The sequence below is a fragment of the Klenkia terrae genome (genome assembly GCF_900491935.1).
GTDB classification, from domain to species: Bacteria; Actinomycetota; Actinomycetes; order Mycobacteriales; family Geodermatophilaceae; genus Klenkia; species Klenkia terrae.
In genome coordinates this window covers 927126-952632 of record NZ_UEXK01000004.1, presented here as the reverse complement: position 1 = coordinate 952632, position 25507 = coordinate 927126, and the positions used below count along the sequence as shown (strand labels likewise).

Below are 25507 nucleotides of genomic sequence, written 5' to 3'. Positions count from 1 at the left end.
ACGCAACGAGAGCCAGGTGCATGAAGCCGCAACACCCGGAACACCCCCTGGTCACCGACGGGGACCGACAGCTCGGTGGGGCGCTGTCGCTGGACACCCGCAATCCCTCGACCGGGGAGTGGAACGCCATCGTCGGCGTCTGGGCCGACGAGTACGGCTACGGCTCCGGCTCCGCCGTCCCGCTCGCCCCCGTCGCCTGCCCCGTGCCGGCCGTGGTCGCCGCCACCGGTGAGGACGTCGTCCGCGAGGTGGCCCGCCGGGCCGGCCGCGAGCTCGACGCCGACCTGGACCCCGCCGCGGGCACCGTCGCCCGCGAGGACGCCGTCGACGGCGACCTCGTGCTGGCCGACGAGCCCCGCGAGGACGTCGAGGTGTCCGCCGCCGAGATCATCGCCGCCATCGCCGAGGGCCGCGTCCCCCGTGGCCGGCACCGCCAGCCCAAGACCTCCCGCCCCGCGCCGTCGGGCCCGGCGCGCATGCGCAAGCCGACCCTCTACCTGGCCGCCGCGCTGGTGGGGGCGACCGGCGTGGGGCTGCTGACCACCACCGGCGACCCGCAGGCCCAGGCCGACCAGGCGGTCACCGCCAGCGAGGCCACCGCCGCCGAGGTGGTCAGCGTGGCCGACGCCCTGGGGCTGGCCGCCGCGCCCGACGCCACCGTCGCCGAGACCGACGCGGTGACCCAGCTGCAGCAGATGGCCGCCAGCCGCGCCCAGCGCGAGACCGAGCAGGCGGCCGCGGCCGCGACCCAGGCCGCCGCCGACCAGGCCGCCGTGGACGCCGCGGCGGAGGCTGCGCGCCCCCAGGCCGTGATGCCGATCAACGGCGCCCGGCTGACCAGTTCCTTCGGCTACCGCTGGGGGACCATGCACGCCGGCCTCGACCTCGCTGCGCCCATGCTGACCCCGGAGTACGCCGCCATGGACGGGGTGGTCATCAAGGCCGGCGAGGCCAGCGGTTTCGGTCAGGCCGTGTACATCCAGCACGAGAACGGTGACGTGACCGTCTACGGCCACATGGAGACGATCCTCGTGACGGAGGGCCAGGTCGTGCAGGCCGGCGACACGATCGCGCTGGTGGGCAGCCGCGGCCAGTCCACGGGTCCGCACCTGCACTTCGAGGTGCACGCCGGTGGCATCGACGGCGAGCGGATCGACCCGGTGCAGTGGCTGGCGGAGCGGGGCGTCACGGTCCCCTGAGCCGGCAGCCCTCGTCCGGGCCCCGTGGTGCGGCCTCCACCGGGACGCCCCGACCGCCGGCGCCCCGGTAGCGCCTCCTCGGGCTGCCCCGGGCCGCGCGGGCTGCCGGCGGTGACGGTGCCCGCTGTGGTGGTCCGGCGTCGGTCTCCCGATCCGCCGACCGTGGAGCACGCCGGCCCGCACCGGGGCAGTGCGACGCAGTCGGGCCACCGGGTGCACCATGGAGCACGTGCTCGACCACTCCGACATGTGGATGCCCACCGATCCGCCGACCTGGGCACGGCTGTTCACGCCGCGCCTGGACGGTTGGTCCTGGATCGCCGTGCTGAGCCTGCTGGTCCTGGTGGCCTACCTGGTGGGCCTGGTCCGACTGCGACGTGCCGGCGTCCGGTGGGCGTGGTGGAGGACGTCGTCGTTCACCGCCGGTGCTGTCTCCCTGTTCGCGGTGACCGGTACGGAGCTGCACGGCTACTCGATGGTGCTGTTCAGCGTGCACATGGCCCAGCACATGGTGCTGTCGATGGTGTCGCCGCTGCTGCTGCTGCTCGGCTCCCCGGTCACGATGGCGCTGCGGGCGCTGCCCCGGGGCCGGGGTGCGGCCGGGGCGCCCCGGGCACTCCTGCTGGAGGTGCTGCACAGCCGGGTGGCCCGCTTCCTGTCCCACCCCGGGTTCACGATCCCGCTGTTCATCGCCAGCCTCTACGGCGTCTACTTCACCCCGGTCTTCGACGACCTCATGGCCGACCCGCTGGGCCACCAGGTGATGCTGGCGCACTTCCTGGTCACCGGGCTGCTGTTCTTCGGCCCGATCCTGGGCGCCGACCCGTGGCCGCGCACCGTCGGACACGCCGGCCGGATGCTCGAGCTGCTGCTCCCCATGCCGTTCCACGCGTTCTTCGGCGTCGCGATCATGATGGCCGGCAGCCTGGTCGTGGACACGTTCTCGATGCCGCCGGCCGGGTGGGGCGTGGACCCGCTGGCCGACCAGAACACCGCCGGGGCGATCGCCTGGTCCTTCGGCGAGCTGCCGACCGTGCTCGTGCTGGCGGTCGGCTTCTTCCCGTGGGCCGGGTCGGAGAACCGCCGCAACCGGACCCGCGACCGCACGATCGACCGGGTCGGCAACGCCGAGCTCGACGCCTACAACGCCCGGCTGCGGGCGATGGCGGCCGCCGACGGCTGAGCTGCCCGCAGACGCACGACGGCCCGGCACCCGCGAGGGGAGCCGGGCCGTCGTGCGTGCGGGGTCAGCCGGCGTGCACGGCCATCTCGGCCGGCAGGTCGTCCTTGCCGGCCTTGATCAGGACGGCCGAGGAGATCGCGGCCACCAGCAGCAGCGCGGCGCCCCAGGTGAACGCGGTCGTGTAGCCCTCGACCTGGGCAACCAGCGGCGCGGTCGGGTCCTCCGGCGTCGGCGGCCGCTCGCTCAGCGAGTTCGTGATCGCGGTGACCGAGAAGGTCGCCAGCAGCGCGGTGCCGATGGAGGCACCGACCTGCTGCACGGCCTGCAGCACGGCGCTGGCCGCACCGGCGTCGTGCTCGCCCACCCCGACCAGGGCCAGGTTCGACAGCGGCACGAAGGTGAAGCCCAGCCCCAGGCCCAGCAGCACCTGGCCGGGCAGTGCTACCTGCCAGAACGGGGTGTCCAGGCCGAGGAAGGACAGCGTGAACAGCCCGGCCGCGGCGAAGACACCGCCGGCGACCATCAGCGGCTTGGGCCCCACGCGGGGGACCAGCTGGCTCGCGGTGCCCGCGGCCACGAGCACGCCGCCGGTGACGGGCAAGGAGGCGAACCCGGCGCTGACCGGGGTGTAGCCCAGCACCTGCTGGAAGTACAGGCTGAGGAAGAAGAACGAGCCGATCAGCCCGGCGCCGACCAGCGTGGCGGTGAGGTAGGCGCCGCCGCGGTTGCGGTCGAGCACCAGGCGCATCGGCAGCAGCGGGTTGCGCACCCGGAACTCGACGACGACGAAGGCCACCACCAGCACGACGCCGATGCCGATGAACGCCAGGGCCGGGCCGTCGGACCACGGGCTGCCGCCGTCGGAGGCCTGCGCGGCCTCGGCGACCTTGGTGAACCCGTAGACCAGCGAGGCCAGGCCCACGGTGATCAGCACGGCACCGGGGACGTCGTACTTCGTCTCGCCGGAGGCCTTGCTCTCCGGCACGATCCGCCAGGCGGCGACGACGGCGAGGACGGCGATCGGCACGTTCACCCAGAAGCACCAGCGCCAGTCGGCGTACTCGGTGAGCACCCCGCCCAGCAGCAGGCCGACGGCGGAGCCACCGCCGGCGATCGCGCCGTAGACGGCGAAGGCCTTGGCCCGCTCGGCGGCGTCGGTGAACAGCACGGTGATCAGGGCCAGGGACGCCGGGCCGAGGAGGGCGCCGAAGGTGCCCTGCAGGGCGCGCGCGGCGAACAGCAGCGCCTCGTTGGTGGCCAGGCCGCCCAGGGCGGAGGCCAGCGCGAAGCCGACGGCGCCGACCAGGTAGGTGCGCTTGCGGCCCCAGAAGTCGGCGATGCGTCCGCCCAGGAGCAGGAAGCCGCCGAAGGTCAGGGTGTAGGCGGTGACGATCCACTGCTGGTTCGCCTCGCTGATGCCCAGGTCGACGGAGACGGCGGGCAGCGCGATGTTCACGATGGTCGCGTCCAGCACGATCATCAGGACGGTCACGGCGATGACGGCGAGGGCCAGCCAGCGCTGCGGGTAGGGGTGGTCGTCGACCGCGGTGCGGTCGCGGGCGGGGTCGGTCACTGGGGTCTCCGAGGTGTCGGGGGAGCGGGAGCCACGGTGCGGACGACGTCGGCCGACGGCTGGACGGTAGTGCCCTGCCACGATGGGCGCGTGCCCGTTTCCCTGCTGCTGCTGGCGGACACGCACGTCCCGAAGCGGGCCCGCGACCTCCCGCATTCCCTCTGGGCCGAGATCGACGCGGCCGACGTCGTCGTGCACGCCGGCGACTGGGTGGACGTCGCCCTGCTCGACCAGCTGGAGGAGCGCGCGCGGCGGCTGGTCGGGGTGCACGGCAACAACGACCACGGCGAGCTGCGCGAGCGGTTGCCGGAGGTCGCCCGGGTCGAGCTCGACGGCGTCGGGATCGCGGTGGTGCACGAGACCGGCGACGCGAAGGGCCGGGAGGAGCGCTGCTCGGCCCGCTACCCGGACGTCGATGTGCTGGTCTTCGGGCACAGCCACATCCCGTGGGACACCACGACGACGAGCGGGCTGCGGCTGCTCAACCCCGGATCGCCCACCGACCGCCGGCGGCAGCCGTCCTGCACCTACCTGACCGCGGTCGCCGACGCCGGGCAGCTGCGCGACGTCGAGCTGCACCGCCTCCCGGCCCGCGGGTGAGCCCGCCGCTGCCGCCCGCCGCCGTCGCGGTGCTGGCCTGCCCGGTGTGCGGTGCCGGGTTCGCCGTCGTCCCCACCGGACTGCGGTGCACGGCGGGGCACACCTTCGACCGGGCCCGGCAGGGCCACGTCACCCTGCTCCCGCCCTCGGGCAGCCCGCACGACGGGGACTCCGCGCAGATGGTGGCCGACCGGGTGGAGTTCCTGGCCGCCGGCCACTACGCCGGGGTGACCGCCGCGCTGGCCGCGGCGGTGCTCGCCGACGGTCCGCCGCGGAGCGTGCTGGACCTGGGCGCGGGCACCGGGGCGCACCTGGCCGGGGTGCTGGACCGGGCGCCGGACGCGGTCGGGATCGGCCTGGACGTCTCGCGGTACGCCGCGCGCCGGGCGGCCCGCGCCCACCCGCGCGCGCTGGCCGTGGTGGCCGACACCTGGGCCGGGGTGCCCGTCCAGGACGCCTCGGTCGACCGGGTGCTGGTCGTCTTCGCCCCGCGCAACGGTCCCGAGACCGCCCGTGTGCTGCGCCCGGACGGCCGGCTGGTCGTCGTCACCCCGGCCGCGGACCACCTGGGGGAGCTGGTCGGGCCGCTCGGGCTGCTGGCGGTCGACCCGGACAAGGCCGGGCGGCTGGCCGGCAGCCTGGAGCCGCAGCTGGCCAGGACCGCCGTCCGGACCCACCGGGAGGAGCTCGAGCTGGACCGCGCCGCGGTGCGGGTGCTCGTGGGCATGGGCCCGCACGCCCGGCACCTGGGCGCCGGGCAGCTGGACGCGGCGCTGTCCGCGTTGCCCGAACCGGTGCGGGTCACCGTCGCCGTGGACGTCGGGATCTACCGCCCGTCGTGAGCCGGGTACACGAACGGGGGCCCGGTCTGTGGGACCGGGCCCCCGTCGGAGGTCCTGCAGTCGCGCCCGGGATCCGGGGCGACGGGGGCGGCGCTCAGCCGCCCCGGGTCAGCGCCGGACGCTCTTGCGGCCGGTGACGGCCACGTACACGCCGAGCACGATGATCGCGCCGACGATGGAGCCGATCCAGCCGGCGGTGCCCAGCTCGAAGCCGTTGCCGCTGATCAGGCTGCCGAGCAGGTTGCCGACCAGCGAGCCGATGATGCCCAGCACGATGGTGGCGACGATCGAGAGCTTCTGCGAGCCGGGGATGACGGCCCGGGCGATGAAGCCGGCGACCAGACCGATGACGAGCAGGACGATGATGTTCCAGAGCATGAGGACCTCCAGGTGGTGACGGGGTGGCGCTGCGCCGGTCTCTCCCGGCGTCAGTGGAGATGTGTCCACGCTGAGACCTGCCGAAACCTGGGGTAGGTCACGTTCTGGTCATCGCCGGCCGGGCTGTTTGGCAACTACTGCCCGCACAAATCAGATTTCCTGCCGCATAGCTGTCCTCTCGGCCCAGCATTGTGGAACGGCTCCAGATCGGCCGCCGGACGCGCGGCGGGGCGCCCCCGGTCCGCCGCACGGGCGCCTGCGCCACCGACTACTCTCGCCTCCGTGACGATCGCCCCCGCTCCGATCGTGAGCCGTCCCAGTCCGGTGCACGTGGCCGAGAAGGGTTCGCGGCTGTCGATGTTGCTGCGGACCACTGATCACAAGACGATCGGCTTGATGTACCTGGCTGTGTCGTTCACGTGGTTCATGGTCGGTGGCCTGATGGCCATGTTGATGCGTGGTGAGCTGGCCCGGCCGGGGTTGCAGTACTTGTCCAACGAGCAGTACAACCAGTTGTTCACCATGCACGGCACGGTGATGTTGTTGTTCTTCGCGACGCCGTTGTTCTTCGCGTTCGCGAACTTGATCCTGCCGTTGCAGCTGGGTGCCCCGGATGTGGCGTTCCCGCGGTTGAACGCGTTCTCGTTCTGGTTGTTCCTGTTCGGCGGGTTGATCATGATCTCGGGGTTCGCCACCCCTGGTGGTGCTGCGGACTTCGGGTGGTATGCCTATTCGCCGTTGTCGGATGTGACGAACTCACCCGGTGCCGGGGCTGATCTGTGGATCGCCGGGCTGGCCGTCAGTGGTCTGGGCACGATCTTGGGTGCGGTCAACTTCATCACCACGATCGTGTGTCTGCGGGCGCCGGGGATGACGATGTTCCGGATGTCGATCTTCGGGTGGTCCTCGCTGGTCACCAGCATCTTGATCTTGTTGGCGTTCCCGATCCTGACTGCGGCGTTGTTGGCGTTGCTGGCCGACCGGCACCTGGGTGCGTTGGTGTTCTCCGCGGCGAACGGTGGGCCGATGCTGTGGCAGCACCTGTTCTGGTTCTTCGGCCATCCCGAGGTCTACATCATCGCGTTGCCGTTCTTCGGGATCATCTCCGAGATCATCCCGGTGTTCGCCCGCAAGCCGTTGTTCGGCTACAAGGGCATGGTGTTCGCGATCATCGGGATCGGGGCGTTGTCGTTGACGGTGTGGGCGCACCACATGTACGCCACCGGGGCGGTGCTGCTGCCGTTCTTCAGCTTCTTGACCTACCTGATCGCCGTGCCGACCGGGATCAAGTTCTTCAACTGGATCGGCACCATGTGGCGCGGGCAGTTGACGTTCGAGACCCCGATGCTGTTTGCGATGGGGTTCCTGGTCACCTTCTTGCTGGGTGGGTTGACCGGGGTGCTGCTGGCGTCCCCGCCGCTGGACTGGCAGCTGAACGATTCCTACTTCGTGGTCGCCCACTTCCACTACGCGGTGTTCGGGACGGTGGTGTTCGCCGCCTACGGCGGCATCTACTTCTGGTTCCCCAAGATGTGCGGGCGGATGATGGATGAGCGGTTGGGCAAGGTGCACTTCTGGTTGACGTTCATCGGGTTCCACATGACTTTCTTGGTCCAGCACTGGCTGGGCAACCAGGGCATGCCCCGCCGCTACGCCGACTACCTGCCCACCGACGGGTTCACCACGCTGAACACGATCTCCACGATCGGGTCCTTCATCCTCGGGGCCTCCACCATCCCGTTCCTGTACAACGTGGTGAAGTCCTGGAAGTACGGCCAACTCGCCCTGCGCGATGACCCCTGGGGCCACGGCAACTCCCTGGAGTGGGCCACGTCGTCCCCCCCGCCGCGGCCCAACTTCACCGAGATCCCCCGCATCCGCTCCGAACGCCCCGCCTTCGAGCTGCACTACCCCCACCTCAAGGAGCGCNATGACCCCTGGGGCCACGGCAACTCCCTGGAGTGGGCCACGTCGTCCCCCCCGCCGCGGCACAACTTCACCGAGATCCCCCGCATCCGCTCCGAACGCCCCGCCTTCGAGCTGCACTACCCCCACCTCAAGGAGCGCCTGGACGCCGAGGCGCACGCGGGGAAGAAGCACGACCCGTACGCCAGCGAGCTGCTCAGCGGCACCGGCAAGCGCGCCGGGGCCAACGACCCCGACCCGCTGTAGCCACGACGCACCCAGGACGCCCCCTCGGCCCGGCCGAGGGGGCGTCCTGCGTCTGCGGCACCATGACGGGCGTGACCGGCCCAGCCCAGGACCTGCCCGCCGCCGACGCCCCCGACGTCCCCGGGGACGACGTGCCGCACGCCGGCGCACTGCTCACCGTCACCGGCGCCGACCGCCCCGGGGTCACCGCCCAGCTGTTCACCGCGCTGGCCGGGGTGCCTGCGCTCGAGGTGGTCGACGCCGAGCAGGTGGTCGTGCACGGCCAGCTGGTGCTCGGCGTGGTGGTGCACGAGCACGGCGGCACCGACGACGCCGCCTTGGTCGCCCGGCTGGCGCCGCTGGCGGCCGAGGTGGGCACGGCGACCGGTGTGGCTGTGCTGGTCGAGCCGGCGGCGGGGGCCACCGGTCTGGGCCTGGACGGCGTGCGCCGGCACCACGTGATCGTGCTGGGCCGCCCGGTGCCCCCGGACGCCGTCGGCGGCGCAGCCCGGGCCATCGCCGACGTCGGCGGCAACATCGACGCCATCCGGCGGCTGTCGGACTACCCGGTGACCAGCTTCGAGCTGACAGTGTCCGGGGCCGAGGCCGGCGCGCTGCGGGCGGCGCTGGGGGCGGTGGCCGCGGCCACCGGCGCGGACATCGCCGTCGAGCAGGTCGGCCTGGCCCGGCGCAGCAAGCGGCTGATCGTGCTCGACGTGGACTCCACGCTGGTGCGCGGCGAGGTCATCGACGAGCTGGCCGCCCGGGCCGGCCGGGCCGCCGAGGTCGCCCGGATCACCGCGGCGGCGATGAACGGCGAGCTGGACTTCGAGCAGTCGCTGCGCGCCCGGGTGGCGGCCCTGGCCGGCCTGCCGGTGGGGGTGCTCGACGAGGTCCGCGAGCACCTGGTGCTCACCCCCGGCGCGCGCACCCTGATCCGCACCCTGCAGCGGCTCGGCTTCCGCTGCGGCATCGTCTCCGGCGGCTTCACCCAGATCACCGACCCGCTGGCCGCCTCCCTGGGGCTGGACTTCGCGGCGGCGAACACCCTGGAGGTGGCCGACGGCGTGCTGACCGGCGGACTGGTCGGCGAGATCGTCGACCGCCCGGGCAAGGCCCGGGCCCTGGCCCGGTTCGCCGCCGAGCACGGCATCCCGCTGGAGCAGACGGTCGCGGTCGGCGACGGCGCCAACGACCTGGACATGCTGACCACCGCCGGGCTCGGCATCGCGTTCAACGCCAAGCCGTTCGTCCGCGAGCAGGCGCACACGGCGCTCAACCAGCCCTACCTGGACGCCGTCCTGCAGGTCCTCGGCTTCACCCGCGACGAGGTCCTGGACGCCGGCTAGCTCAGAAGCGCTGGGGCTCCCCGGTGAGCTCGACGCCGGCAGTGCGCAGCTGGTCCAGCGCGGCCGCCGTGGTGCCCTCGGCGACGCCGACGGTGAGCGGCAGCAGCACCCGGGTCGCGAAGCCCTCGGCGACGGCGTCCAGCGCGGTGGCCCGGACGCAGTGGCCGGTGGCGATGCCGACCACGTCGACGGTGTCGACGCCGTGCCCGCGCAGCCAGTCGGCCAGCCCGACGCCGTCGGCCGCGCCCTCGAAGCCGGAGTAGGCGGCGGCGTGCTCGCCCTTGTCGAAGACGGCCTGCAGCGTGCCGCGGTCCAGCGCCGGGTGCAGCTCGACGCCGTCGGTGTCCACGACGCAGTGCCGCGGCCAGGTGTCCAGGAAGTCGGGGCTGTCGGAGAAGTGGTCGCCCGGGTCGACGTGGTGGTCACGGGTGGCCACGACGTGCGCGTACTCCCCGCGCTCGAGCCCCTGCCCGGCGTGCGCCGTGATCGCCCGCGCGACGGCCGCGCCGCCGGCGACGGCCAGGCTGCCGCCCTCGCAGAAGTCGTTCTGCACGTCCACCACGATCAGCGCCTTGGTCACCGGTCGACCGTATCGATCGCCGGCTCGCCGCGGGACAGCGACCAGGCCTCGGCGGGCAGCGCCGTCCGCACCTTCTCGTGGTGCCCGCGCGCGGTGCGCAGCCAGGCCGCCGGGTCCGCGTCGGTGACCCGCACGCCGGCCTGCACCAGCGGCACGACCAGACCGCGGTCACCGTCCTGAGGGCTGATCGCGCCCGGGACGACGACCTCGGCGGTCGCGGTGCCGGAGCCGTCGTGCCGGCGCACCGCGGACTTGCGCCCGCCCACCGAGCGCTTCCCCTCGGCGGTCTTGGCCACCGGCACGCCGTCCCGCTCGACCAGCTTGTAGACCATGCCGGCGGTGGGGGAGCCCGAGCCGGTGACCAGGGAGGTGCCCACGCCGTAGCCATCGACCGGGGCGGCGGCCAGTGCGGCGATGGCGTACTCGTCCAGGTCGCTGGTGACCGTGACCCGGGTGCGGTGCGCGCCGAGGGAGTCCAGCAGCTCGCGGGCCTGCACGGCCAGCAGCCCCAGGTCGCCGGAGTCCAGCCGCACGGCGCCCAGCTCGGTGCCGGCCACCTCGATCGCGGTGCGGATGCCCTGCATCGTGTCGTAGGTGTCCACCAGCAGCGTCGTCCCGGTGCCCAGGGTGTCCACCTGGGCGCGGAAGGCGGCGGCCTCGTCGTCGTGCAGCAGCGTGAAGGCGTGCGCGCTGGTGCCCGCCGTCGGCACGGCGTAGCGGGCACCGGCCGCCAGGTTCGACGTCGAGGCGAACCCGACCAGCCAGGCCGCCCGGGCCGCGGCGACCGCGGCCTCCTCGTGGGTGCGCCGCGAGCCCATCTCGATGCACGGGCGCCCGCCGGCGGCGCCGACCATCCGCGCCGCGGCCGAGGCGATGGCGCTGTCGTGGTTGAGGACCGACAGCACCAGGGTCTCCAGCAGCACCGCCTGCCCGAACGGCGCCCGGACGGCGAGCACGGGGGAGCCGGGGAAGTAGAGCTCGCCCTCGGCGTAGCCCTCGACGTCCCCGGCGAACTCGAAGTCGGCCAGCCAGGCCAGCAGGGCCGGGTCGGTGATGCCCTGCTCCTGGAGGGCGGCCAGGTCCTCGTCGCCGAACCGGAAGTCCGCGAGGGCGTCGAGCAGCCGGCCGGTGCCGGCCAGCACGCCGTAGCGGCGGCCGTGGGGGAGGCGGCGGGCGAACACCTCGAAGACGCAGTCGCGGTCGGCGGTGCCGTCGGCGAGGGCGGCGGCGAGCATCGTCAGCTCGTACCGGTCGGTCAGCAATGCCGGGCTGGGAGGCATGGGAAGGCAGCCTAGAGTGGGCGGCGTGGCCGGACCGATGGCGCCCGAGCGGACGACCGAGACCGCCACGGACGCCGAGCACGAGCTCGACCGCCCGTGGGTGACCGTGGTGTGGGACGACCCGGTCAACCTGATGACGTACGTGACGTTCGTGCTGCAGGACCTGTTCGGCTACGACGAGCAGAAGGCGAGCACCCTGATGCTGCAGGTGCACCACGAGGGCAAGGCCATCGTGAGCTCGGGTCCGCGCGAGAAGATGGAGCACGACACCAGCCGGCTGCACGCCTACGGCCTGTGGGCCAGCTACCAGAGGGACGCGTGAAGCCCTTCCGGCGGCGCGGCGACCACGTGGTGGCCGGGCTGTCGGCGCAGGAGTCGGAGATCCTCGGCCTGCTGCTCGAGCAGCTCGACCAGCTGCTCGACGAGGACGCCGCCGACGTCCCGGCCGACCCGGTCCGCGCCCGGCTGTTCCCCGCGGGGCACGCCAGCGACGCCGAGATCGCCCGCGACTACCGGGACCTCACCGAGTCCGCGCTCCGGGAGGGCAAGGCCGGTGACCTGGCGCTGGTCCGCGCGACGGTGCCCGCGGACGGCGGCGACGTCCGGCTCGACGACGACCAGGCCCGGGCCTGGCTGCGGACGACGAACGACCTGCGGCTGGCGCTGGGCACCCGGCTGGGCATCACCGCCGAGACCGGTCCGCCGGACCCCGACGACGGGTCGCAGCAGATGTCGGTCTACCACTGGCTCACCGCCGTGCAGGGGTCCCTCGTCGACGCGTTCGTGTCCGGCGCGGGGCGCCGGAGGTGAGCACCACCAGCGCGGCCAGCAGCAGGTCCAGCACGAAGGCCACGTAGACCAGGCTCGGCAGGTCGTGCAGGTCCTTCACCATGGCGCCGATCGTGGCCACCAGCACCAGGGTGGACAGCACCAGGATCAGCAGCAGCCCCAGCACCCGGCCGACCAGCACCACCACGAACTCCGACGTCGTCCCGCCCGGGGTGCGCAGGCTGCGCGGGCCGCGCCGGTTCAGCCGGCTGCCGCCGAGCACCAGCGCCGGCAGGGCCAGCACCACGACACCGACGGCCATCAGGACCTGGATCACCACGAGCGCACCACGATCCGGGACCGTACCGGTTGGCGCGGTCGGGTACCGGCCACCGCGGTCGGCCGGCCGACCTGGCCGTAGACTCCCCGGTGTGCTGCGCATCGACCGGGCGTCCTACGACGCGATCGTGGCGCACGCCCGGCGTGACCACCCGGACGAGGCGTGCGGCGTCGTCGCCGGCCCCGAGGGCAGCGACCGGCCCGAGCGGTTCATCCCGATGCTGAACGCGGCGCGCTCGCCCACGTTCTACGAGTTCGACAGCGGCGACCTGCTGCGGCTCTACCGGGAGATGGACGACCGCGACGAGGTCCCCGTCGTCGTCTACCACTCGCACACCGCGACCGAGGCCTACCCCTCGCGCACCGACATCAGCTATGCGTCCGAGCCCTTCGCGCACTACGTGCTGGTCTCCACCCGCGAGCACGGCGAGCAGACCGGCCTGGCCGGGGACGACGTCGAGCTCCGCAGCTTCCGGATCGTCGACGGCCAGGTCACCGAGGAGGACGTCGACGTCGTCGAGTCCTACCTGTTCGGCCACACGCCGACCACCGTCGTCTACGACTGACGGAAGGACCCCCTCGCCCCCCACGACGTGCTCCGCACGCCGCGGGGCCCTGCGAGGGGGCCGGCGGAATCCCTGCCCGTCGCAGGGCGTTCTGCCCCTCAGTGACCGGCCCCGCTGCGTGCTGCGCGAGGCGTCCCCCACCCCCACGGAAGGCACCACCATGGCCATCGAGGTCCGGATCCCCACCATCCTGCGCACCCACACCGGCGGCAACAAGATCGTCTCCGGCTCCGGGAGCACCCTGTCGGCGCTCGTCGACGACATCGACGGCCAGCACCCCGGCATCAAGGGCCGCCTCGTCACCGACGAGGGCAAGCTGCACCGCTTCGTGAACGTCTACGTCAACGACGAGGACGTCCGGTTCACCGGCGCGCTGGACACCGAGCTCAAGGACGGCGACTCGGTCACCATCCTGCCCGCCGTCGCCGGCGGCTGACCCACCCGTAGGAGGTCCCACCGTGGCCCGCTTCGCATCCCTCGTCGACTCCCTCGGCGGCACGCCCCTGGTGGGGCTGCCGTCGCTGTCCCCGACGGCCGACGTCCGGCTGTGGGCCAAGCTCGAGGACCACAACCCGACCGGTTCCATCAAGGACCGGGCGGCGATCGCGATGATCGAGGCGGCCGAGAAGGAGGGCCGGCTGCAGGTCGGGTCCACCATCCTGGAGCCCACCAGCGGCAACACCGGCATCTCGCTGGCCATGGTCGCCCGCCAGCGCGGCTACCGACTGATCTGCGTGATGCCGGAGAACACCTCGATCGAGCGGCGGCAGCTGCTGGAGATGTACGGGGCGCGCATCATCAGCTCCCCGGCCGCCGGCGGCAGCAACGAGGCGGTCGCGGTGGCCAAGCGCCTGGCGGGGGAGAACCCGGACTGGGTGATGCTCTACCAGTACGGCAACCCGGCCAACGCCGAGGCGCACTACACCGGCACCGGCCCGGAGATCCTGGCCGACCTGCCCTCCATCACCCACTTCGTGGCCGGTCTGGGCACCACCGGGACGCTGATGGGCGTGGGCCGTTACCTGCGCGAGCACAAGCCCGAGGTCCAGGTGATCGCCGCCGAGCCCCGCTACGGCGAGCTGGTCTACGGCCTGCGCAACATCGACGAGGGGTTCATCCCCGAGCTGTACGACCCCTCGATGCTGGACAGCCGGTTCTCCGTCGGTCCCGACGACGCCGTGCACCGCACCCGTCAGCTGGTGGAGCGCGAGGGCATCTTCGCCGGCATCTCGACCGGGGCGATCCTGCACGCGGCGCTGGGCATCGCGGACAAGGAGGTGGCGGCCGGGCGCAAGGCCGACATCTGCTTCATCGTCTGCGACGGCGGCTGGAAGTACCTGTCCACCGGCGCCTACGCGGGCACCCTCGACGAGGCCACGGCCGCCCTGGAGGGCCAGCTGTGGGCCTGAGCGACGACACCGCGCTCGCCCCCGACCTGCACGTCCCGGCCACGGGGCTGCTGTTCGACAACGACGGCGTGCTGGTCGACAGCATCACCGCCGTGGAGAACGCCTGGAGCCGGTGGGCCCTCGCCTACGACGTGCTCCCCGAGCGGGCGCTGTCGATCGTGCACGGCCGGCGGGCCGCGGACACCGTGGCGCTGCTGGTCCCCGAGGACGTGCGGGTGGAGGCGACGGCACTGGTCGACGCCTACGAGCTCGAGGACGCCGAGCTGGTCGCCGCGATGGCCGGCGTCCCCGCGCTGCTGGCCATGCTGCCGCCGGGCACCTGGGCCGTCGTCACCTCCGGCACCCGGGCGCTGGCCACCGCGCGGCTGACCGCTGCCGGCATCCCGGTGCCCGAGGTGTTCGTCGCCGCCGAGGACGTCGCCGTGGGCAAGCCCGACCCGGCCGGCTACCTCGCCGCCGCCCGAGGCCTGGGGCTGACCCCGGCGGAGGCGCTGGTGCTGGAGGACAGCCCGAGCGGGATCGCCGCGGGGAAGGCCGCCGGGTGCCGCGTGCTGGGCATCGGCGAGGAGGCGCTGGCCACCGGCGCCGAGCTCGTCGTCCGGGACCTGGCCGGGGCCCGCTGGTCCGGCGACGGGCTGCTGCTGCCCGCGGCGACCGTGCTGCGCGGTCCGGCGGGGGCGCACTAGCCTTTCCCCGGTGGGGACCTCGCCGAGCGCCGACGCGCCCCTCGGGGTCTTCGACTCCGGGGTGGGCGGGCTGACGGTGGTCCGCGCGATCCTCGACCAGCTGCCGCACGAGGCGGTCCGCTACGTGGGGGACACCCGCAACGGGCCCTACGGTCCGCTGCCCATCGCCGACGTCCGGCGGCACTCCCTGGCGGTCATGGACGACCTGGTCGAGGCCGGGGTCAAGATGCTGGTGGTGGCCTGCAACTCGGCCACCGCGGCCTGCCTGCGCGACGCCCGGGAGCGCTACGACGTGCCGGTGGTGGAGGTCGTGCTGCCGGCGGTCCGGCGCGCGACGGCGGCCACCCGCACCGGCCGGGTCGGCGTCATCGGGACCACGGCGACCGTCACCTCCGGCGCCTACGCCGACGCCTTCGCCGCCGCCCCGCACATCACGGTCACCAGCACCGCCTGCCCGAGCTTCGTCGACTTCGTCGAGCGCGGCGTCACCAGCGGCCGCCAGCTGCTGGGCCTGGCGCAGTCCTACCTCGAGCCGCTGCTGGCCGCCGACGTCGACACCGTCGTGCTCGGCTGCACCCACTACCCGCTGCTCACCGGCGTCCTCTCGCTGGTGCTCGGCCCGGAGGTGACGCTGGTGTCCAGCGCCGAGGAGACCGCCCAGGACGTCTACCGGGTGCTCACCGGGGCCGACCTGCTCCGGCCCGACGACGCGGCGCCGCCGCAGCACGCCTTCCTGGCCACCGGTGACCCCGAGCCGTTCGCCCGGCTGGGCCGCCGGTTCCTCGGCCCGGTCGTGGACACGGTGCTGCCGGCATGAGGCTCACCGTCGTCGGCTGCTCGGGGTCCGGGCCCGGTCCCGAGTCGCCGGCGTCGAGCTACCTGGTGGAGCACGAGGGGTACCGGGTCGTGCTGGACCTGGGCAGCGGGGCGTTCGGCGCGCTGCAGAAGGTGCTGCCGCCCGACGACGTCGACGCCGTCCTGCTGTCCCACCTGCACGCCGACCACTGCCTGGACGTCGCCCCGTTCGTGGTGTGGCGCCGGTACTCGGGGCTGACCACGCGCGGTCCGGTGCCGCTGTACGCGCCGGTGGGCGCCGACCGCCGGCTGCGGCTGGCCTACGACCTGTCCGACGGGCCGATCGACGACGTGTTCGAGGTGTTCGGCATCGGGCCGGGGTCCTGGGAGCTGGGGCCGTTCCGGGTCGAGACGGCCCGCACCGCGCACCCGGTCGAGTGCTACGCGTTCCGCCTCACCGCCGGCGGCCGGTCGCTGGTCTACACCGGCGACACCGGGGTCTGCCCGGCCGTCGTCGAGCTGGCCCGGGGCGCGGACGTGCTGCTCGCGGAGGCCGCGCACCCCGACGTCCCGGGGTTGCCGGCCGACCTGCACCTGACCGGCCGGGAGGCCGGGGAGCACGCGCGGGACGCCGGGGTGGTCCGGTTGCTGCTGACCCACGTGCCGTCCTGGGTCGACCCGCAGGCGCAGCTGGCCGACGCCGCGGCGGTCTTCCCGGCGTCCGAGCTGGTCGGCCCGCTCGCGGTCTACGACATCTGATGGCCGCCCGGGAGGAACGCGACGGGGTCTCCTTCTCCTCGCTGGACGCCGAGGTCGGCGACGGGCTGGGCGTCACCAAGCGGGCGCTGGCCGACCACTACGACGCCTTCGCCGACCGGCTGGTGCCGCTGCTGTCCGGCCGGCCGCTGACCATGGTGCGGATCCGCCCGGGGGCGGCGGCGTTCGTGCAGCGCGACATCCCCAAGGGGGCGCCGGACTGGGTGCGCACGGTGGCCACCTGGTCCGACCGCACCCGGCGCGAGGTGCATCAGGTCCTCGTGGAGGACCGTCGCACCCTGCTGTGGCTGGCCAATCAGCGGGCCGTCGAGCTGCACGTGCCGTTCTCCCCGGTCGTGGACGGCGCGTTCGCCGAGCCCACCGGCCTGGTGCTGGACCTGGACCCGCCCGAGGACGGCGCGTTCGCCGACGTCGTCGCGGTGGCCCGGCTGGCCCGCCGCGCGCTGGCCGACGCGGGGCTGGCGGCGGCGGTGAAGACGACCGGGTCCAGCGGCCTGCACCTGGTGGTGCCGGTGCACGGGTCCTCCCACGAGGACGTCGCCGCGGCCACCCGCGCGCTGGCTGCCCGCACCGCGGCGCTGGACCCCGAGGTGGCGACGACGGAGTACGTGGTCACCGAGCGGGGCGGCCGGGTGTTCGTGGACTCGACGCGCTCGGGCCGCGGCACGATCGCCGTCGCCTACTCACCCCGCGCCCGGCCGGGCCTGCCGATCTCGGCGCCGGTGGGCTGGGACGACCTGGACGGGGCCACGCCGCGCGGGGTGACCGTCACCGACGCCGCGGACCGGATCACCGGCGACCCGTGGGCCGACGCGCTGCCCGACCCGCAGGCCCTGCCGGCCGACCTGGTCGCCGAGGGCCACACCATCCCGGTCGCCCGGGTGGCCGCGATGCACGAGGGCAAGCGCCGCAAGAGGGCGGCCGAGGACGGTAGGTGAGACGGCTGCCCACGGCGGCGGCCGTCGTCGTGCTCGCCGCGCTGACCGCGGCCGTCCACCTCGCCGTCCTCGGGTGGGACACGGGGTACGACGTCGACGCGACCACCGGTCAGGTCGCCGGGCCCTACGCGGTCTGGCAGGTGGCGCTGGCGGGCGCGCTGCTCCTGCTGCTGGGACTGGCTGCAGCGTGGCGGGGGGCGGCGTGGCTGGTCGCCGTCGTCCCGGTCGTCTTCACGGTGGCCTGGGCGGTGTCGGCCGCATCCGCGCCGGACGGCGACGGGCTCTGGCCGGTGGGCGCGGCGCTCGTCGCGGTCGGGACCGGGATCGGCGCGTGGGTGTGCCAGCGGGTCGTCGGGGTCGTCCGACGCTGACCGGCCGGGCGGCGGTCGTCGCGGGAGGGCGGCACGGATCGACCGCACGGTCAACCGACCTTGTGGACGAGGGCCGCCGTCCACAGGGGCGGGTCTGACCGCCCGGATACGTCGGGGGTCGCCCCGATGGTCCCGCCATGACGACACCGCAGGAGACAGCCTGGCTCGACCAGGAGGACACCGATCGCTCGCAGCTCATCCGAATCCACCGCTGGACGGTGCAGTACGTGGGGCGCGGTGAGGAGGCGGACGAACCGCCGTTCGGCTACACCGTGGGCCTGTTCGGCCTGGGGCACCCCGAACTCGTCGTGGTCGGGGTGGGACCCGAGGACGCCTACGCGATGCTGCAGCGGGTTGCGGACCTGGTGGTCGACGGTCGGGACCTGATCCCGGGGGAGCTCGTCGTGTTCCCCGACCGACCCGACGGATTGGTCGTCGAGCACCTGCCCAACCCGGCCGAGATCCTCTTCGCCGCGAACCGGCACTACCGCCGGCCGGACGAGTTCTCGGTGCCGGCCTACCAGCTCGCGTGGGCGCACCAGGACGGGACCCATCCCTGGGATCCGGCCTACCCGTGCGATCCGGCTGACTGCCAGCCGCGCCCGGGGACGTGGCGCGCGTGACCATCCGCAGCTGTCTGGTCACCCCGTATTGCCTGCTCAGAGGCTTGATGAGGAATACAGAACTGTCGTACCCCTCTGGTGGACTACGTCCATGACAGCGACGGCGCGACGGTTCCGGGTGGAGGTGACCCCCTACGTCACCGCCGTGCCCGTCGACTCCGCGCCGGTGCCGCGGCTGACCGAGCTCGCTGCTGCCGCCGGGCTGTCCGGTGCTGAGTTGGACGCCGAGTTGGCGTCGGTGCAGAAGCAGATGTCGGCCCTGGCCGCGTACCGCGCCGGCCTGATCGAGCGCAAAGCCACCCTGGGCGCCCGCCAGCCGCTGCCGTTCGCGCCGGGTGCCCGCACCGACACGAGGCCGGACACCGATGATGACCCGTCGCTGCAGGTGGCGGATGACTTCTTGCCCGACGAGGTCGCGGTGCTGCTGAACATGTCGGTGGGATCGGCTCGGTATCTGGTGGACGACGACCTGACCCTGGTCCGGCAGCTGACGGCGGTGTGGGAGGCGTTGGCTGATCAGCGGATCGACGAGACCCGCGCCAAGGCGATCGTGCGGGCGTTGCGCTACCAGGCCCGTTCGTGGGGCGGCCCGGTCGACGACGCGATCGTCGATGCGGTCGCTGCCCGCGGTGTGGCGTGGGCTGCGGCCGGGTGCGCGCCGTCGACGTTGCGGGGTCGGGTCGAAGCCGCACTGATCGCTGCGGACCCCGAAGCGGCGGACCGGCGGCGGGAGTTGCGGAAGCGGGAGGCCGGGGTGCGGGTGCAGAGCACCGGTGACGGACTGGCGGACGTGCGGGTGACCGGGATGGAGGCGGCCACGGCGAAGCTGGTCAAGGCGCAGCTCGGCGCGTTCGCACGGGAGCGAAAGGCCGACGGGGACGACCGCCGCACCGGGGAGATCGAGACCGACCTGGTGGCCACCTTGATCACCCGGCCCTGGGTCCAGCAGGACCCGGCGGTCGCGCACCTGACCATCAACGCCGACCTCGCCGACCTCCTCCCCACCGCCCCGGCCGAGGCCGGGTCGGCGACAGCCGACGACACCGTCCCCGGCGACGAGGCGACGCAGGACGAGGCGCCCCGAGACGAGGCACCTGGAGTCGAGGCAACCGAATGCGAGGCAACCGAAGGCGAGGCGATCTGCGCCCCGGCGGCCGGTGTGACCGACGGTGGGAGCCGGGTCGGGCACATCGGCGGGCTGCCGGTGACCCCGGCCGCGGTGCGGTCGCTACTGCATTGGATCGACGCCCTGGGGCTCACCCATCCCGAGGGCGGCGACCTGGCGTTCACGATCACCGGTGATCGCGGCCGGCTGCTGGCCGTGGCCACCCCCGAGGAACTGGTCGCCGCCGCCAAGGCCGGCCGCGGCGTCGGTCCACCCCCTCCAGCTGCTGGCTACGGTCCGACCGCCGCCCAGTACCGGTACTTGCGCGCCCGCGACCGACACTGCCGGTTCCCAGGGTGCCGGCAGGTCGCCAGGTCCTGCGACGCCGACCACGTCGTCCCCTACGACCACCACAAGCCAGAGCGCGGCGGACCCACCTGCGTCGGCAACCTGGCGATGCTCTGCCGCCGCCATCATCGGCTGAAGACCCACGCACCCGGCTGGCGCTTCGAGATGGACGACGACGGCACCCTGCACGTCACCACCCCCGGCGGTACCACCCGCATAACCCGGCCACCGGCCATGGGCGGAGTCCTGGACCTGCTGACCGAGCCGCCACCGCCCTACGACCCGGCAGCCGATCCGCCTCCGTTCTGACGAGGTGTGCTGCCGTGAGGGGCCCTAGGCCCGGCTGCACCGCCTGCTCCGACGCTCAGGTGGCGCAGCCCGGCCTGGCACACGGGTGCCCAGGGCGGCGACGTGGCTCAGGCCTCGACCTCGCGGCGGTCCTCGGACCACATCGTGTGGAACGAGCCCTCGGCGTCGACGCGCTTGTAGGTGTGCGAGCCGAAGCGGTCGCGCAGGCCCTGGATGAGGGCGGCGGGGGAGCGCTCGGCGCGCAGCCCGTCGTAGTAAGCCAGGGCGCTGGCGAAGCCGGGGGCGGGGACGCCGTGCCGGGCGGCGCCGGCCACGACCTGGCGCCAGCCCTCCTGGGCGTCGGCGACGGCGTCCCGGAAGTACTCGTTGGTCAGCAGCGTGGTCAGGTCGGGCTCGTCGGTGAACACCTGGCGCACGCGGTCCAGGAACGCCGCCCGGATGATGCAGCCGTCCCGCCAGATCGCGGCCAGCGCGCCGCGGTCGACGTCCCAGCCGTGCTCCTCGGCGCCCTTGGCGATCTGGTCGAAGCCCTGGGAGTAGGCGACCACCTTCGCCGCGTACAGCGCCTGCCGGACGCTCTCGGTGAATGCCTCGCGGTCGGCGACCTGGTCGTCCCAGTCCCGGCCCGGGCCGGGCAGCACCTTCTGCGCCGCCGCCCGCTGGTCGACGTGGCCGGACAGCGCGCGGGCGAAGACCGCCTCGGCGATGCCGGAGACCGGGGTGCCCAGGTCCAGCGCGGACTGCACGGTCCAGCGCCCGGTGCCCTTCTGCTCCGCCTCGTCGAGCACGACGTCGACGAACGGCTTGCCGGTCCGCTCGTCGGTGTGCCGCAGCACCTCGGCGGTGATCTCGATCAGGTAGGACTGCAGGTCGCCCTCGTTCCAGGTGGCGAACACGTCCCCGATCTCGGCCGGCGACAGGCCCAGGCCCTGGCGCAGCAGGTCGTAGGCCTCGGCGATGAGCTGCATGTCGGCGTACTCGATGCCGTTGTGCACCATCTTCATGAAGTGCCCGGCGCCGTCGGTGCCCACGTGGGTGCAGCACGGCTCGCCGTCCACGTGCGCGGAGATGTCCTCCAGCAGCGGGCCGATGACCGCGTAGGCCTCGGCGGACCCGCCGGGCATGATGCTCGGCCCGTTCAGCGCGCCCTCCTCGCCGCCGGAGATGCCGGCGCCGACGAAGTGCAGACCGCGCTCGCCGAGCTCCGCGGTGCGCCGGATGGTGTCGGTGTACCGGGCGTTGCCGCCGTCCACCAGCACGTCGCCCTCGTCCAGCAGCGGCGCGATGGCCTCGATCACTGCGTCCGTGGGGTCACCGGCGGCGACCATGATGATCACATTGCGGGGTCGTTCCAGGGCGCCGACCAGGTCCTCCAGGGACTCGACCGGGACCAGGTCACCGTCCTCGCCGTGCGCGCCCATCAGCGCGTCGGTCTTGGCCTTCGTCCGGTTGTGCACGACCACGTGGTGGCCGTGCCGGGCCAGGTTGCGGGCGAGGTTGGCCCCCATCGTCGCGAGCCCGGTGACGCCGATCTGTTCGCTCATGCACCCGGTCGTGCCCGACCGGGTGGAGTGCTACACGTGTCGAGGGACTCCCCGCGTCAGTCCAGACCGAGGTCGCGGCGCAGCTTGGCGACGTGCCCGGTGGCCTTGACGTTGTAGGCGGCCTTCTCGACCGTGCCCTCGGCGTCGAGGACGAAGGTCGAGCGGATCACGCCGACGACCTCCTTGCCGTACAGCTTCTTGGGGCCGAAGGCGCCGTAGGCGGTCAAGGTCTCCTTGTCGACGTCGGAGACCAGCGTGATCGACAGCGACTCCTGCTCCCGGAAGCGGGCCAGCTTCTCCGGGGCGTCCGGCGAGATGCCGATGATGTCCAGCCCTGCCTCGGCGAACTCCCCGGCCGCCGAGGTGAAGTCCACCGCCTGGGTGGTGCAGCCCGGCGTCAGCGCGGCCGGGTAGCAGTAGACGACGACCCGGCGCCCGCGGTACGAGCTCAGTGACACCGGGGTGCCGTCGGCGTCGGGCAGGGTGAAGTCCGGAGCCCGGTCACCGGGGGACAGGCGGGTCACGGCGGCGCTCTCGGTCATGCGGGCATGGTGGCAGACCGGGGTGACGGTCGTGTGCGGCGGTCAGCCGGGCAGGAAGCTGAACCGCACGTGCCGGGTCGGGTTGTCGCCGTTGGTGTCCACGAAGCAGATCCGCTGCCAGGTGCCCAGCGCCAGTCGGCCCTCGAGCACCGGCACGGTCGCGTGCGGCGGCACGAACGCCGGCAGCACGTGGTCCCGGCCGTGCCCCGGCGAGCCGTGCCGGTGCCGCCACCGCCCGTCCGTGGGCAGCAGCACGTCCAGCTGGGCCAGCAGGTCGTCGTCGCTCCCGGCGCCGGTCTCGATGATCGCGATGCCGGCGGTCGCGTGCGGCACGAAGACCTGCAGCAGGCCGTCGGCCTCGGCGCGGACGAACTCCGCGCACTCGTCGGTCAGGTCGACGACGACGGGCACCCCGCCGGTGCGCACCTGGCGCAGCTCCGAACGCATACCGGCGATGGTGCCCCCGTCGGCGGACTCCAGCGCGACGAGCAGCTGCACCAGCCCGACGACCAGGCCGATCGTGCCGACGCCCAGCATCACGGCCTGGGGGACCAGGCTCGTGAAGACCGACGCGATGCCGGCGGAGAACAGCGACAGGGCCAGGAACACGGTGGCGACGTCGAACTGCCCGCCCTGCTCGTCGGCGGCCCGCGCCGCGGCGAAGACGCTCTCGGACTGCTCGGTGAGGTCGTTGCCCTGCGCGTACTCCTCCAGCGCGTAGGGCGAGCCGGCGTCGGTGTCGAAGGGGTCGGTGACCTCGTCGCCGGTCTCGGTGTCGCCGGTGACCAGGTAGCCCGCGTAGGTGAGGAACAGCCCGCGGTCGTAGTTGAACTGGCCGTTGGCGTCGCCGTAGACGTCGGCGGCCTGGCTGGTCAGGTTGTTCGCCTCGCTGTACCCGGCGATGGCGTCGCCGCCGAGGGAGCCGCTCTCGTAGGCGGCGAAGGCGGTGGCGGTGGCGGCCAGACCCAGCACCAGGGCGGCGCCGAGCTCGAGGAACCGGTGCGTGCGCTCCGCCGGGGTCTCGACGGGCTCGGCGGGGGTCGCGTCGTCGGTGCGGTCGGCGTGCTGGGACATCGGTCGGTCGGCCTCGTTCTCGGGCGCGGGGCGTCGGGCGGTCCCGACGCGGGCGGCCGGACGGCAACCGCCGGTCGGGCCGTCGCGGCCGGTCTGCGCCCGGGGTCGGGCCGCCGGTCCGGCGCGGTCGGCGCTCCTGCCCCGGCCCACTACCCTCGTCCCACGTGACCCGCCCCGACGGCCGTGCGGCCGACCAGCTCCGTCCGGTGACCATCACCCGCAACTGGCTCGACCACGCCGAGGGCTCGGTGCTCGTCGAGTTCGGGCGCACCCGCGTGCTCTGCGCGGCCAGCGTCACCGAGGGCGTGCCGCGCTGGCGGCGCGGCTCCGGGCTGGGCTGGGTGACCGCCGAGTACTCGATGCTGCCCCGGGCCACCCACACCCGCAGCGACCGCGAGTCGGTGAAGGGCAAGATCGGCGGCCGGACGCACGAGATCAGCCGGCTCATCGGCCGCTCGCTGCGCGCCTCGATCGACCTGTCCGCGCTCGGGGAGAACTCGATCGCGCTGGACTGCGACGTGCTGCAGGCCGACGGCGGCACCCGGACCGCCGCGATCACCGGGGCCTACGTCGCCCTGGCCGACGCGGTGTCCTACCTGGGGGAGCGCGGCAAGCTGGCGAAGAAGGCACCGCTGGCGCAGTCGGTGGCCGCGGTCAGCGTCGGCGTCGTGGACGGCGAGCCCCGGCTGGACCTGGCCTACGAGGAGGACGTGCGGGCGGGGACGGACATGAACGTCGTCTGCACCGGGGACGGCGGGTTCGTCGAGGTGCAGGGGACGGCGGAGGGCGCGGTGTTCGACCGGGCCACCCTGGACCAGCTGCTGGACCTCGCGGTCGCCGGCTGCGCGGACCTGACCCGGATGCAGACCGAGGCGCTGCAGGCCGAGGCCCGGTCCCGGTGAGCCGCCTGCTGCTGGCCACCCGCAACGCAGGCAAGCTCGCCGAGCTGCAGCGGCTGCTGGCCACCGCCGTCCCCGGGGTCGAGGTGCTCGGGCTGCGCGACGTCCCCGAGTACCCGGAGGCACCGGAGACCGGGGCCACCTTCGCGGAGAACGCCCTGCTCAAGGCCCGCGAGGCGGTGCGGTACACGGGGCTGGCGGCGGTCGCCGACGACTCCGGCATCACCGTGGACGCGCTGAACGGGATGCCCGGCATCCTGTCCGCGCGCTGGTCGGGCCGGCACGGGGACGACCCGGCCAACACCGCGCTGCTGCTGGGCCAGCTGGCCGACGTCCCGGACGAGCGCCGCGGGGCGGGCTTCGTCTGCGCCGCCGCGCTGGTCCTGCCCGACGGCACGGAGCGGGTGCTCGAGCGGACCTGGCGGGGGGCCGTCCTCCGCGAGCCGCGGGGCAGCAACGGCTTCGGCTACGACCCGGTCTTCCTGCCCGAGGGCCTGGACCGGACGTCGGCGGAGCTGGCAGCGGCGGAGAAGGACGCGATCAGCCACCGCGGGCAGGCCTTCGCCGCCCTCATCCCGGTGGTCGCCGAGCTGCTGGCCTGAGACCGGTCAGCGGTTCGCGGTCCAGGTGACGAAGGCGATCGCCCCGGTCACGAAGACCGGCGGGAACGCCAGCACCAGGAACGCCGCGAACACCCGGTCGCTGCGCCAGCGCACCCGCAGGCGCGAGGGCAGGCCGGCCCGGCGCTGGGCGGCCAGCGGCACCTGCGCCACGGCCGACTGCTCGCGGCCGGACAGCGGGGCCGACCGGACGGCCTGCCAGGCCTCCACCCGCGCCCAGCCCGGGGCCAGCCCGCACACGACCGCGGTGACCACCAGCGCCAGCAGCACCGTGACCAGGTGCTCGGTCTCGAGCACCACGACCCCGGCGGACGCCGCACCGGCCGCGAAACCGGCGATGGTGATCGCGCCCAGGGAGAAGACCAGGCCGAAGAGCACGGCGGCCGACACGCACATGCCCAGCGCGAGCACGTGCAGGTCGGTCCGGGTGAGCACCCCGGCCACGAGCTCGACGACCAGCAGCGCCAGGGCGACCAGCAGCACCGAGCCCATCGGGATGCGGATCGGGTCGCGCGGTGCCGCGGGGGCCGGCAGCGCGGCGGACGTGTCGGCGACGGTCACCGGGGAGCCTCGTCGACCGCCCAGGACAGCAGGCCCCGGCCGGCCGGGCGGGCCGGACCGCCGGGGTCGGCCGCGGCGTGCCGGGGGCGGTGACCGGT

The 25507-nt window shown here is 73.7% G+C and carries 29 protein-coding genes; 20 read left to right on the top strand and 9 right to left on the bottom strand.

Features of this window, described 5'->3' with window-relative positions; all coding sequences use genetic code 11:
- Positions 1–20 precede the first annotated feature (20 nt).
- Both LFA75_RS04915 and LFA75_RS04910 read left to right on the top strand, forming a co-directional pair.
- Complete coding sequence (locus LFA75_RS04915; RefSeq protein ID WP_225232571.1) at positions 21–1199, top strand: M23 family metallopeptidase; 1179 nt, start codon at positions 21–23, stop codon at positions 1197–1199.
- Positions 1200–1428: 229 nt separating this feature from the next.
- The gene (locus LFA75_RS04910) at positions 1429–2382 is read left to right on the top strand and encodes a cytochrome c oxidase assembly protein (protein ID WP_404820931.1); all 954 of its coding nucleotides are present in this window, start codon (positions 1429–1431) and stop codon (positions 2380–2382) included.
- 64 nt (positions 2383–2446) lie between these two features.
- Here LFA75_RS04910 and LFA75_RS04905 read toward each other — a convergent pair whose 3' ends face one another.
- Positions 2447–3955, bottom strand: a complete 1509-nt coding sequence (locus LFA75_RS04905) for an MFS transporter (RefSeq protein WP_225232569.1) — start codon at positions 3953–3955, stop codon at positions 2447–2449.
- A 90-nt stretch (positions 3956–4045) separates the two neighbouring features.
- On the opposite strand from LFA75_RS04905, the gene LFA75_RS04900 reads away from it, so the two are divergent.
- Both LFA75_RS04900 and LFA75_RS04895 read left to right on the top strand, forming a co-directional pair.
- Positions 4046–4555 (top strand): metallophosphoesterase family protein, encoded by a 510-nt coding sequence (locus LFA75_RS04900; RefSeq protein WP_225232568.1) that lies wholly within the window; start codon positions 4046–4048, stop codon positions 4553–4555.
- Positions 4552–5397, top strand: coding sequence for a putative RNA methyltransferase (locus tag LFA75_RS04895; RefSeq protein ID WP_225232567.1), 846 nt, complete (start codon positions 4552–4554; stop codon positions 5395–5397). Before LFA75_RS04900 ends, LFA75_RS04895 begins: the two co-directional genes overlap by 4 nt.
- A 108-nt stretch (positions 5398–5505) precedes the next feature.
- Here the strand turns inward: LFA75_RS04895 and LFA75_RS04890 are convergent, their stop codons facing one another.
- Positions 5506–5775, bottom strand: coding sequence for a GlsB/YeaQ/YmgE family stress response membrane protein (locus LFA75_RS04890; RefSeq protein ID WP_225232566.1), 270 nt, complete (start codon positions 5773–5775; stop codon positions 5506–5508).
- A 357-nt stretch (positions 5776–6132) separates the two neighbouring features.
- On the opposite strand from LFA75_RS04890, the gene ctaD reads away from it, so the two are divergent.
- Entirely contained in the window at positions 6133–7947 is a 1815-nt protein-coding gene (gene ctaD / locus LFA75_RS04885) for an aa3-type cytochrome oxidase subunit I (RefSeq protein WP_455428473.1), read from the top strand.
- 71 nt (positions 7948–8018) lie between these two features.
- Positions 8019–9275, top strand: a complete 1257-nt coding sequence (gene serB, locus LFA75_RS04880) for a phosphoserine phosphatase SerB (protein WP_225232564.1) — start codon at positions 8019–8021, stop codon at positions 9273–9275.
- Between the two features lies 1 nt (position 9276).
- Here serB and LFA75_RS04875 read toward each other — a convergent pair whose 3' ends face one another.
- Together LFA75_RS04875 and LFA75_RS04870 are read right to left on the bottom strand one after the other, a co-directional pair.
- On the bottom strand, positions 9277–9855 hold the full coding sequence (locus tag LFA75_RS04875; RefSeq protein WP_225232563.1) for an isochorismatase family protein: 579 nt from the start codon (positions 9853–9855) through the stop codon (positions 9277–9279).
- Positions 9852–11135, bottom strand: coding sequence for a nicotinate phosphoribosyltransferase (locus tag LFA75_RS04870; RefSeq protein WP_225232562.1), 1284 nt, complete (start codon positions 11133–11135; stop codon positions 9852–9854). Before LFA75_RS04870 ends, LFA75_RS04875 begins: the two co-directional genes overlap by 4 nt.
- Positions 11136–11160: 25 nt before the next feature.
- Between LFA75_RS04870 and clpS the strand changes: the two genes are divergently transcribed.
- Both clpS and LFA75_RS04860 read left to right on the top strand, forming a co-directional pair.
- Positions 11161–11457, top strand: a complete 297-nt coding sequence (clpS, locus tag LFA75_RS04865) for an ATP-dependent Clp protease adapter ClpS (protein ID WP_225232561.1) — start codon at positions 11161–11163, stop codon at positions 11455–11457.
- Positions 11454–11945 carry a DUF2017 family protein gene (locus LFA75_RS04860; protein WP_225232560.1) on the top strand — a complete coding sequence of 164 codons (492 nt, stop codon included), beginning with the start codon at positions 11454–11456 and terminating at the stop codon, positions 11943–11945. Before clpS ends, LFA75_RS04860 begins: the two co-directional genes overlap by 4 nt.
- Here the strand turns inward: LFA75_RS04860 and LFA75_RS04855 are convergent.
- The gene (locus LFA75_RS04855) at positions 11884–12243 is read right to left on the bottom strand and encodes a hypothetical protein (protein ID WP_225232559.1); all 360 of its coding nucleotides are present in this window, start codon (positions 12241–12243) and stop codon (positions 11884–11886) included. The genes LFA75_RS04860 and LFA75_RS04855 overlap by 62 nt on opposite strands.
- Positions 12244–12334: 91 nt before the next feature.
- Here LFA75_RS04855 and LFA75_RS04850 point away from each other — a divergent pair, with 91 nt between their 5' ends.
- The 10 genes from LFA75_RS04850 to LFA75_RS04805 all read left to right on the top strand — a co-directional run bounded on the left by LFA75_RS04850 (position 12335) and on the right by LFA75_RS04805 (position 20169).
- Entirely contained in the window at positions 12335–12808 is a 474-nt protein-coding gene (locus tag LFA75_RS04850; RefSeq protein WP_225232558.1) for a Mov34/MPN/PAD-1 family protein, read from the top strand.
- A 160-nt stretch (positions 12809–12968) separates the two neighbouring features.
- Entirely contained in the window at positions 12969–13244 is a 276-nt protein-coding gene (locus tag LFA75_RS04845) for a MoaD/ThiS family protein (protein WP_225232557.1), read from the top strand.
- Between the two features lie 22 nt (positions 13245–13266).
- Entirely contained in the window at positions 13267–14217 is a 951-nt protein-coding gene (locus LFA75_RS04840; RefSeq protein ID WP_225232556.1) for a PLP-dependent cysteine synthase family protein, read from the top strand.
- Entirely contained in the window at positions 14208–14903 is a 696-nt protein-coding gene (locus tag LFA75_RS04835) for an HAD-IA family hydrolase (protein WP_225232555.1), read from the top strand. Before LFA75_RS04840 ends, LFA75_RS04835 begins: the two co-directional genes overlap by 10 nt.
- Before the next feature lie 10 nt (positions 14904–14913).
- Positions 14914–15720, top strand: a complete 807-nt coding sequence (gene murI / locus LFA75_RS04830) for a glutamate racemase (protein ID WP_225232554.1) — start codon at positions 14914–14916, stop codon at positions 15718–15720.
- A complete protein-coding gene (locus tag LFA75_RS04825; protein WP_225232553.1) occupies positions 15717–16457 on the top strand; it encodes an MBL fold metallo-hydrolase in 741 nt (246 codons plus the stop codon). Before murI ends, LFA75_RS04825 begins: the two co-directional genes overlap by 4 nt.
- Complete coding sequence (locus LFA75_RS04820) at positions 16457–17413, top strand: DNA polymerase domain-containing protein (protein WP_225232552.1); 957 nt, start codon at positions 16457–16459, stop codon at positions 17411–17413. Before LFA75_RS04825 ends, LFA75_RS04820 begins: the two co-directional genes overlap by 1 nt.
- Positions 17410–17784 carry a hypothetical protein gene (locus tag LFA75_RS04815; protein ID WP_225232551.1) on the top strand — a complete coding sequence of 125 codons (375 nt, stop codon included), beginning with the start codon at positions 17410–17412 and terminating at the stop codon, positions 17782–17784. Before LFA75_RS04820 ends, LFA75_RS04815 begins: the two co-directional genes overlap by 4 nt.
- Positions 17785–17921: 137 nt before the next feature.
- The gene (locus tag LFA75_RS04810; RefSeq protein ID WP_225232550.1) at positions 17922–18407 is read left to right on the top strand and encodes a DUF4262 domain-containing protein; all 486 of its coding nucleotides are present in this window, start codon (positions 17922–17924) and stop codon (positions 18405–18407) included.
- Positions 18408–18498: 91 nt separating this feature from the next.
- Positions 18499–20169 carry an HNH endonuclease signature motif containing protein gene (locus tag LFA75_RS04805; protein ID WP_225232549.1) on the top strand — a complete coding sequence of 557 codons (1671 nt, stop codon included), beginning with the start codon at positions 18499–18501 and terminating at the stop codon, positions 20167–20169.
- A 107-nt stretch (positions 20170–20276) separates the two neighbouring features.
- Here LFA75_RS04805 and gndA read toward each other — a convergent pair whose 3' ends face one another.
- From gndA to LFA75_RS23780, 3 genes are read right to left on the bottom strand one after another with little or no spacing between them, the layout of a single operon-like run.
- Complete coding sequence (gndA, locus tag LFA75_RS04800) at positions 20277–21713, bottom strand: NADP-dependent phosphogluconate dehydrogenase (RefSeq protein ID WP_225232548.1); 1437 nt, start codon at positions 21711–21713, stop codon at positions 20277–20279.
- A 56-nt stretch (positions 21714–21769) separates the two neighbouring features.
- A complete protein-coding gene (bcp, locus tag LFA75_RS04795) occupies positions 21770–22255 on the bottom strand; it encodes a thioredoxin-dependent thiol peroxidase (RefSeq protein WP_225232547.1) in 486 nt (161 codons plus the stop codon).
- A 42-nt stretch (positions 22256–22297) separates the two neighbouring features.
- A complete protein-coding gene (locus tag LFA75_RS23780) occupies positions 22298–23329 on the bottom strand; it encodes a YjbQ family protein (protein WP_263639351.1) in 1032 nt (343 codons plus the stop codon).
- A 164-nt stretch (positions 23330–23493) separates the two neighbouring features.
- Between LFA75_RS23780 and rph the strand changes: the two genes are divergently transcribed.
- Both rph and rdgB read left to right on the top strand, forming a co-directional pair.
- Positions 23494–24231 carry a ribonuclease PH gene (gene rph, locus LFA75_RS04785; protein WP_225232546.1) on the top strand — a complete coding sequence of 246 codons (738 nt, stop codon included), beginning with the start codon at positions 23494–23496 and terminating at the stop codon, positions 24229–24231.
- Entirely contained in the window at positions 24228–24830 is a 603-nt protein-coding gene (rdgB, locus tag LFA75_RS04780; RefSeq protein WP_225232545.1) for an RdgB/HAM1 family non-canonical purine NTP pyrophosphatase, read from the top strand. The genes rph and rdgB overlap by 4 nt, the downstream gene beginning before the upstream one ends.
- 6 nt (positions 24831–24836) lie before the next feature.
- Here rdgB and LFA75_RS04775 read toward each other — a convergent pair whose 3' ends face one another.
- Positions 24837–25409 (bottom strand): hypothetical protein, encoded by a 573-nt coding sequence (locus tag LFA75_RS04775; RefSeq protein ID WP_225232544.1) that lies wholly within the window; start codon positions 25407–25409, stop codon positions 24837–24839.
- Positions 25410–25507: the final 98 nt, after the last annotated feature.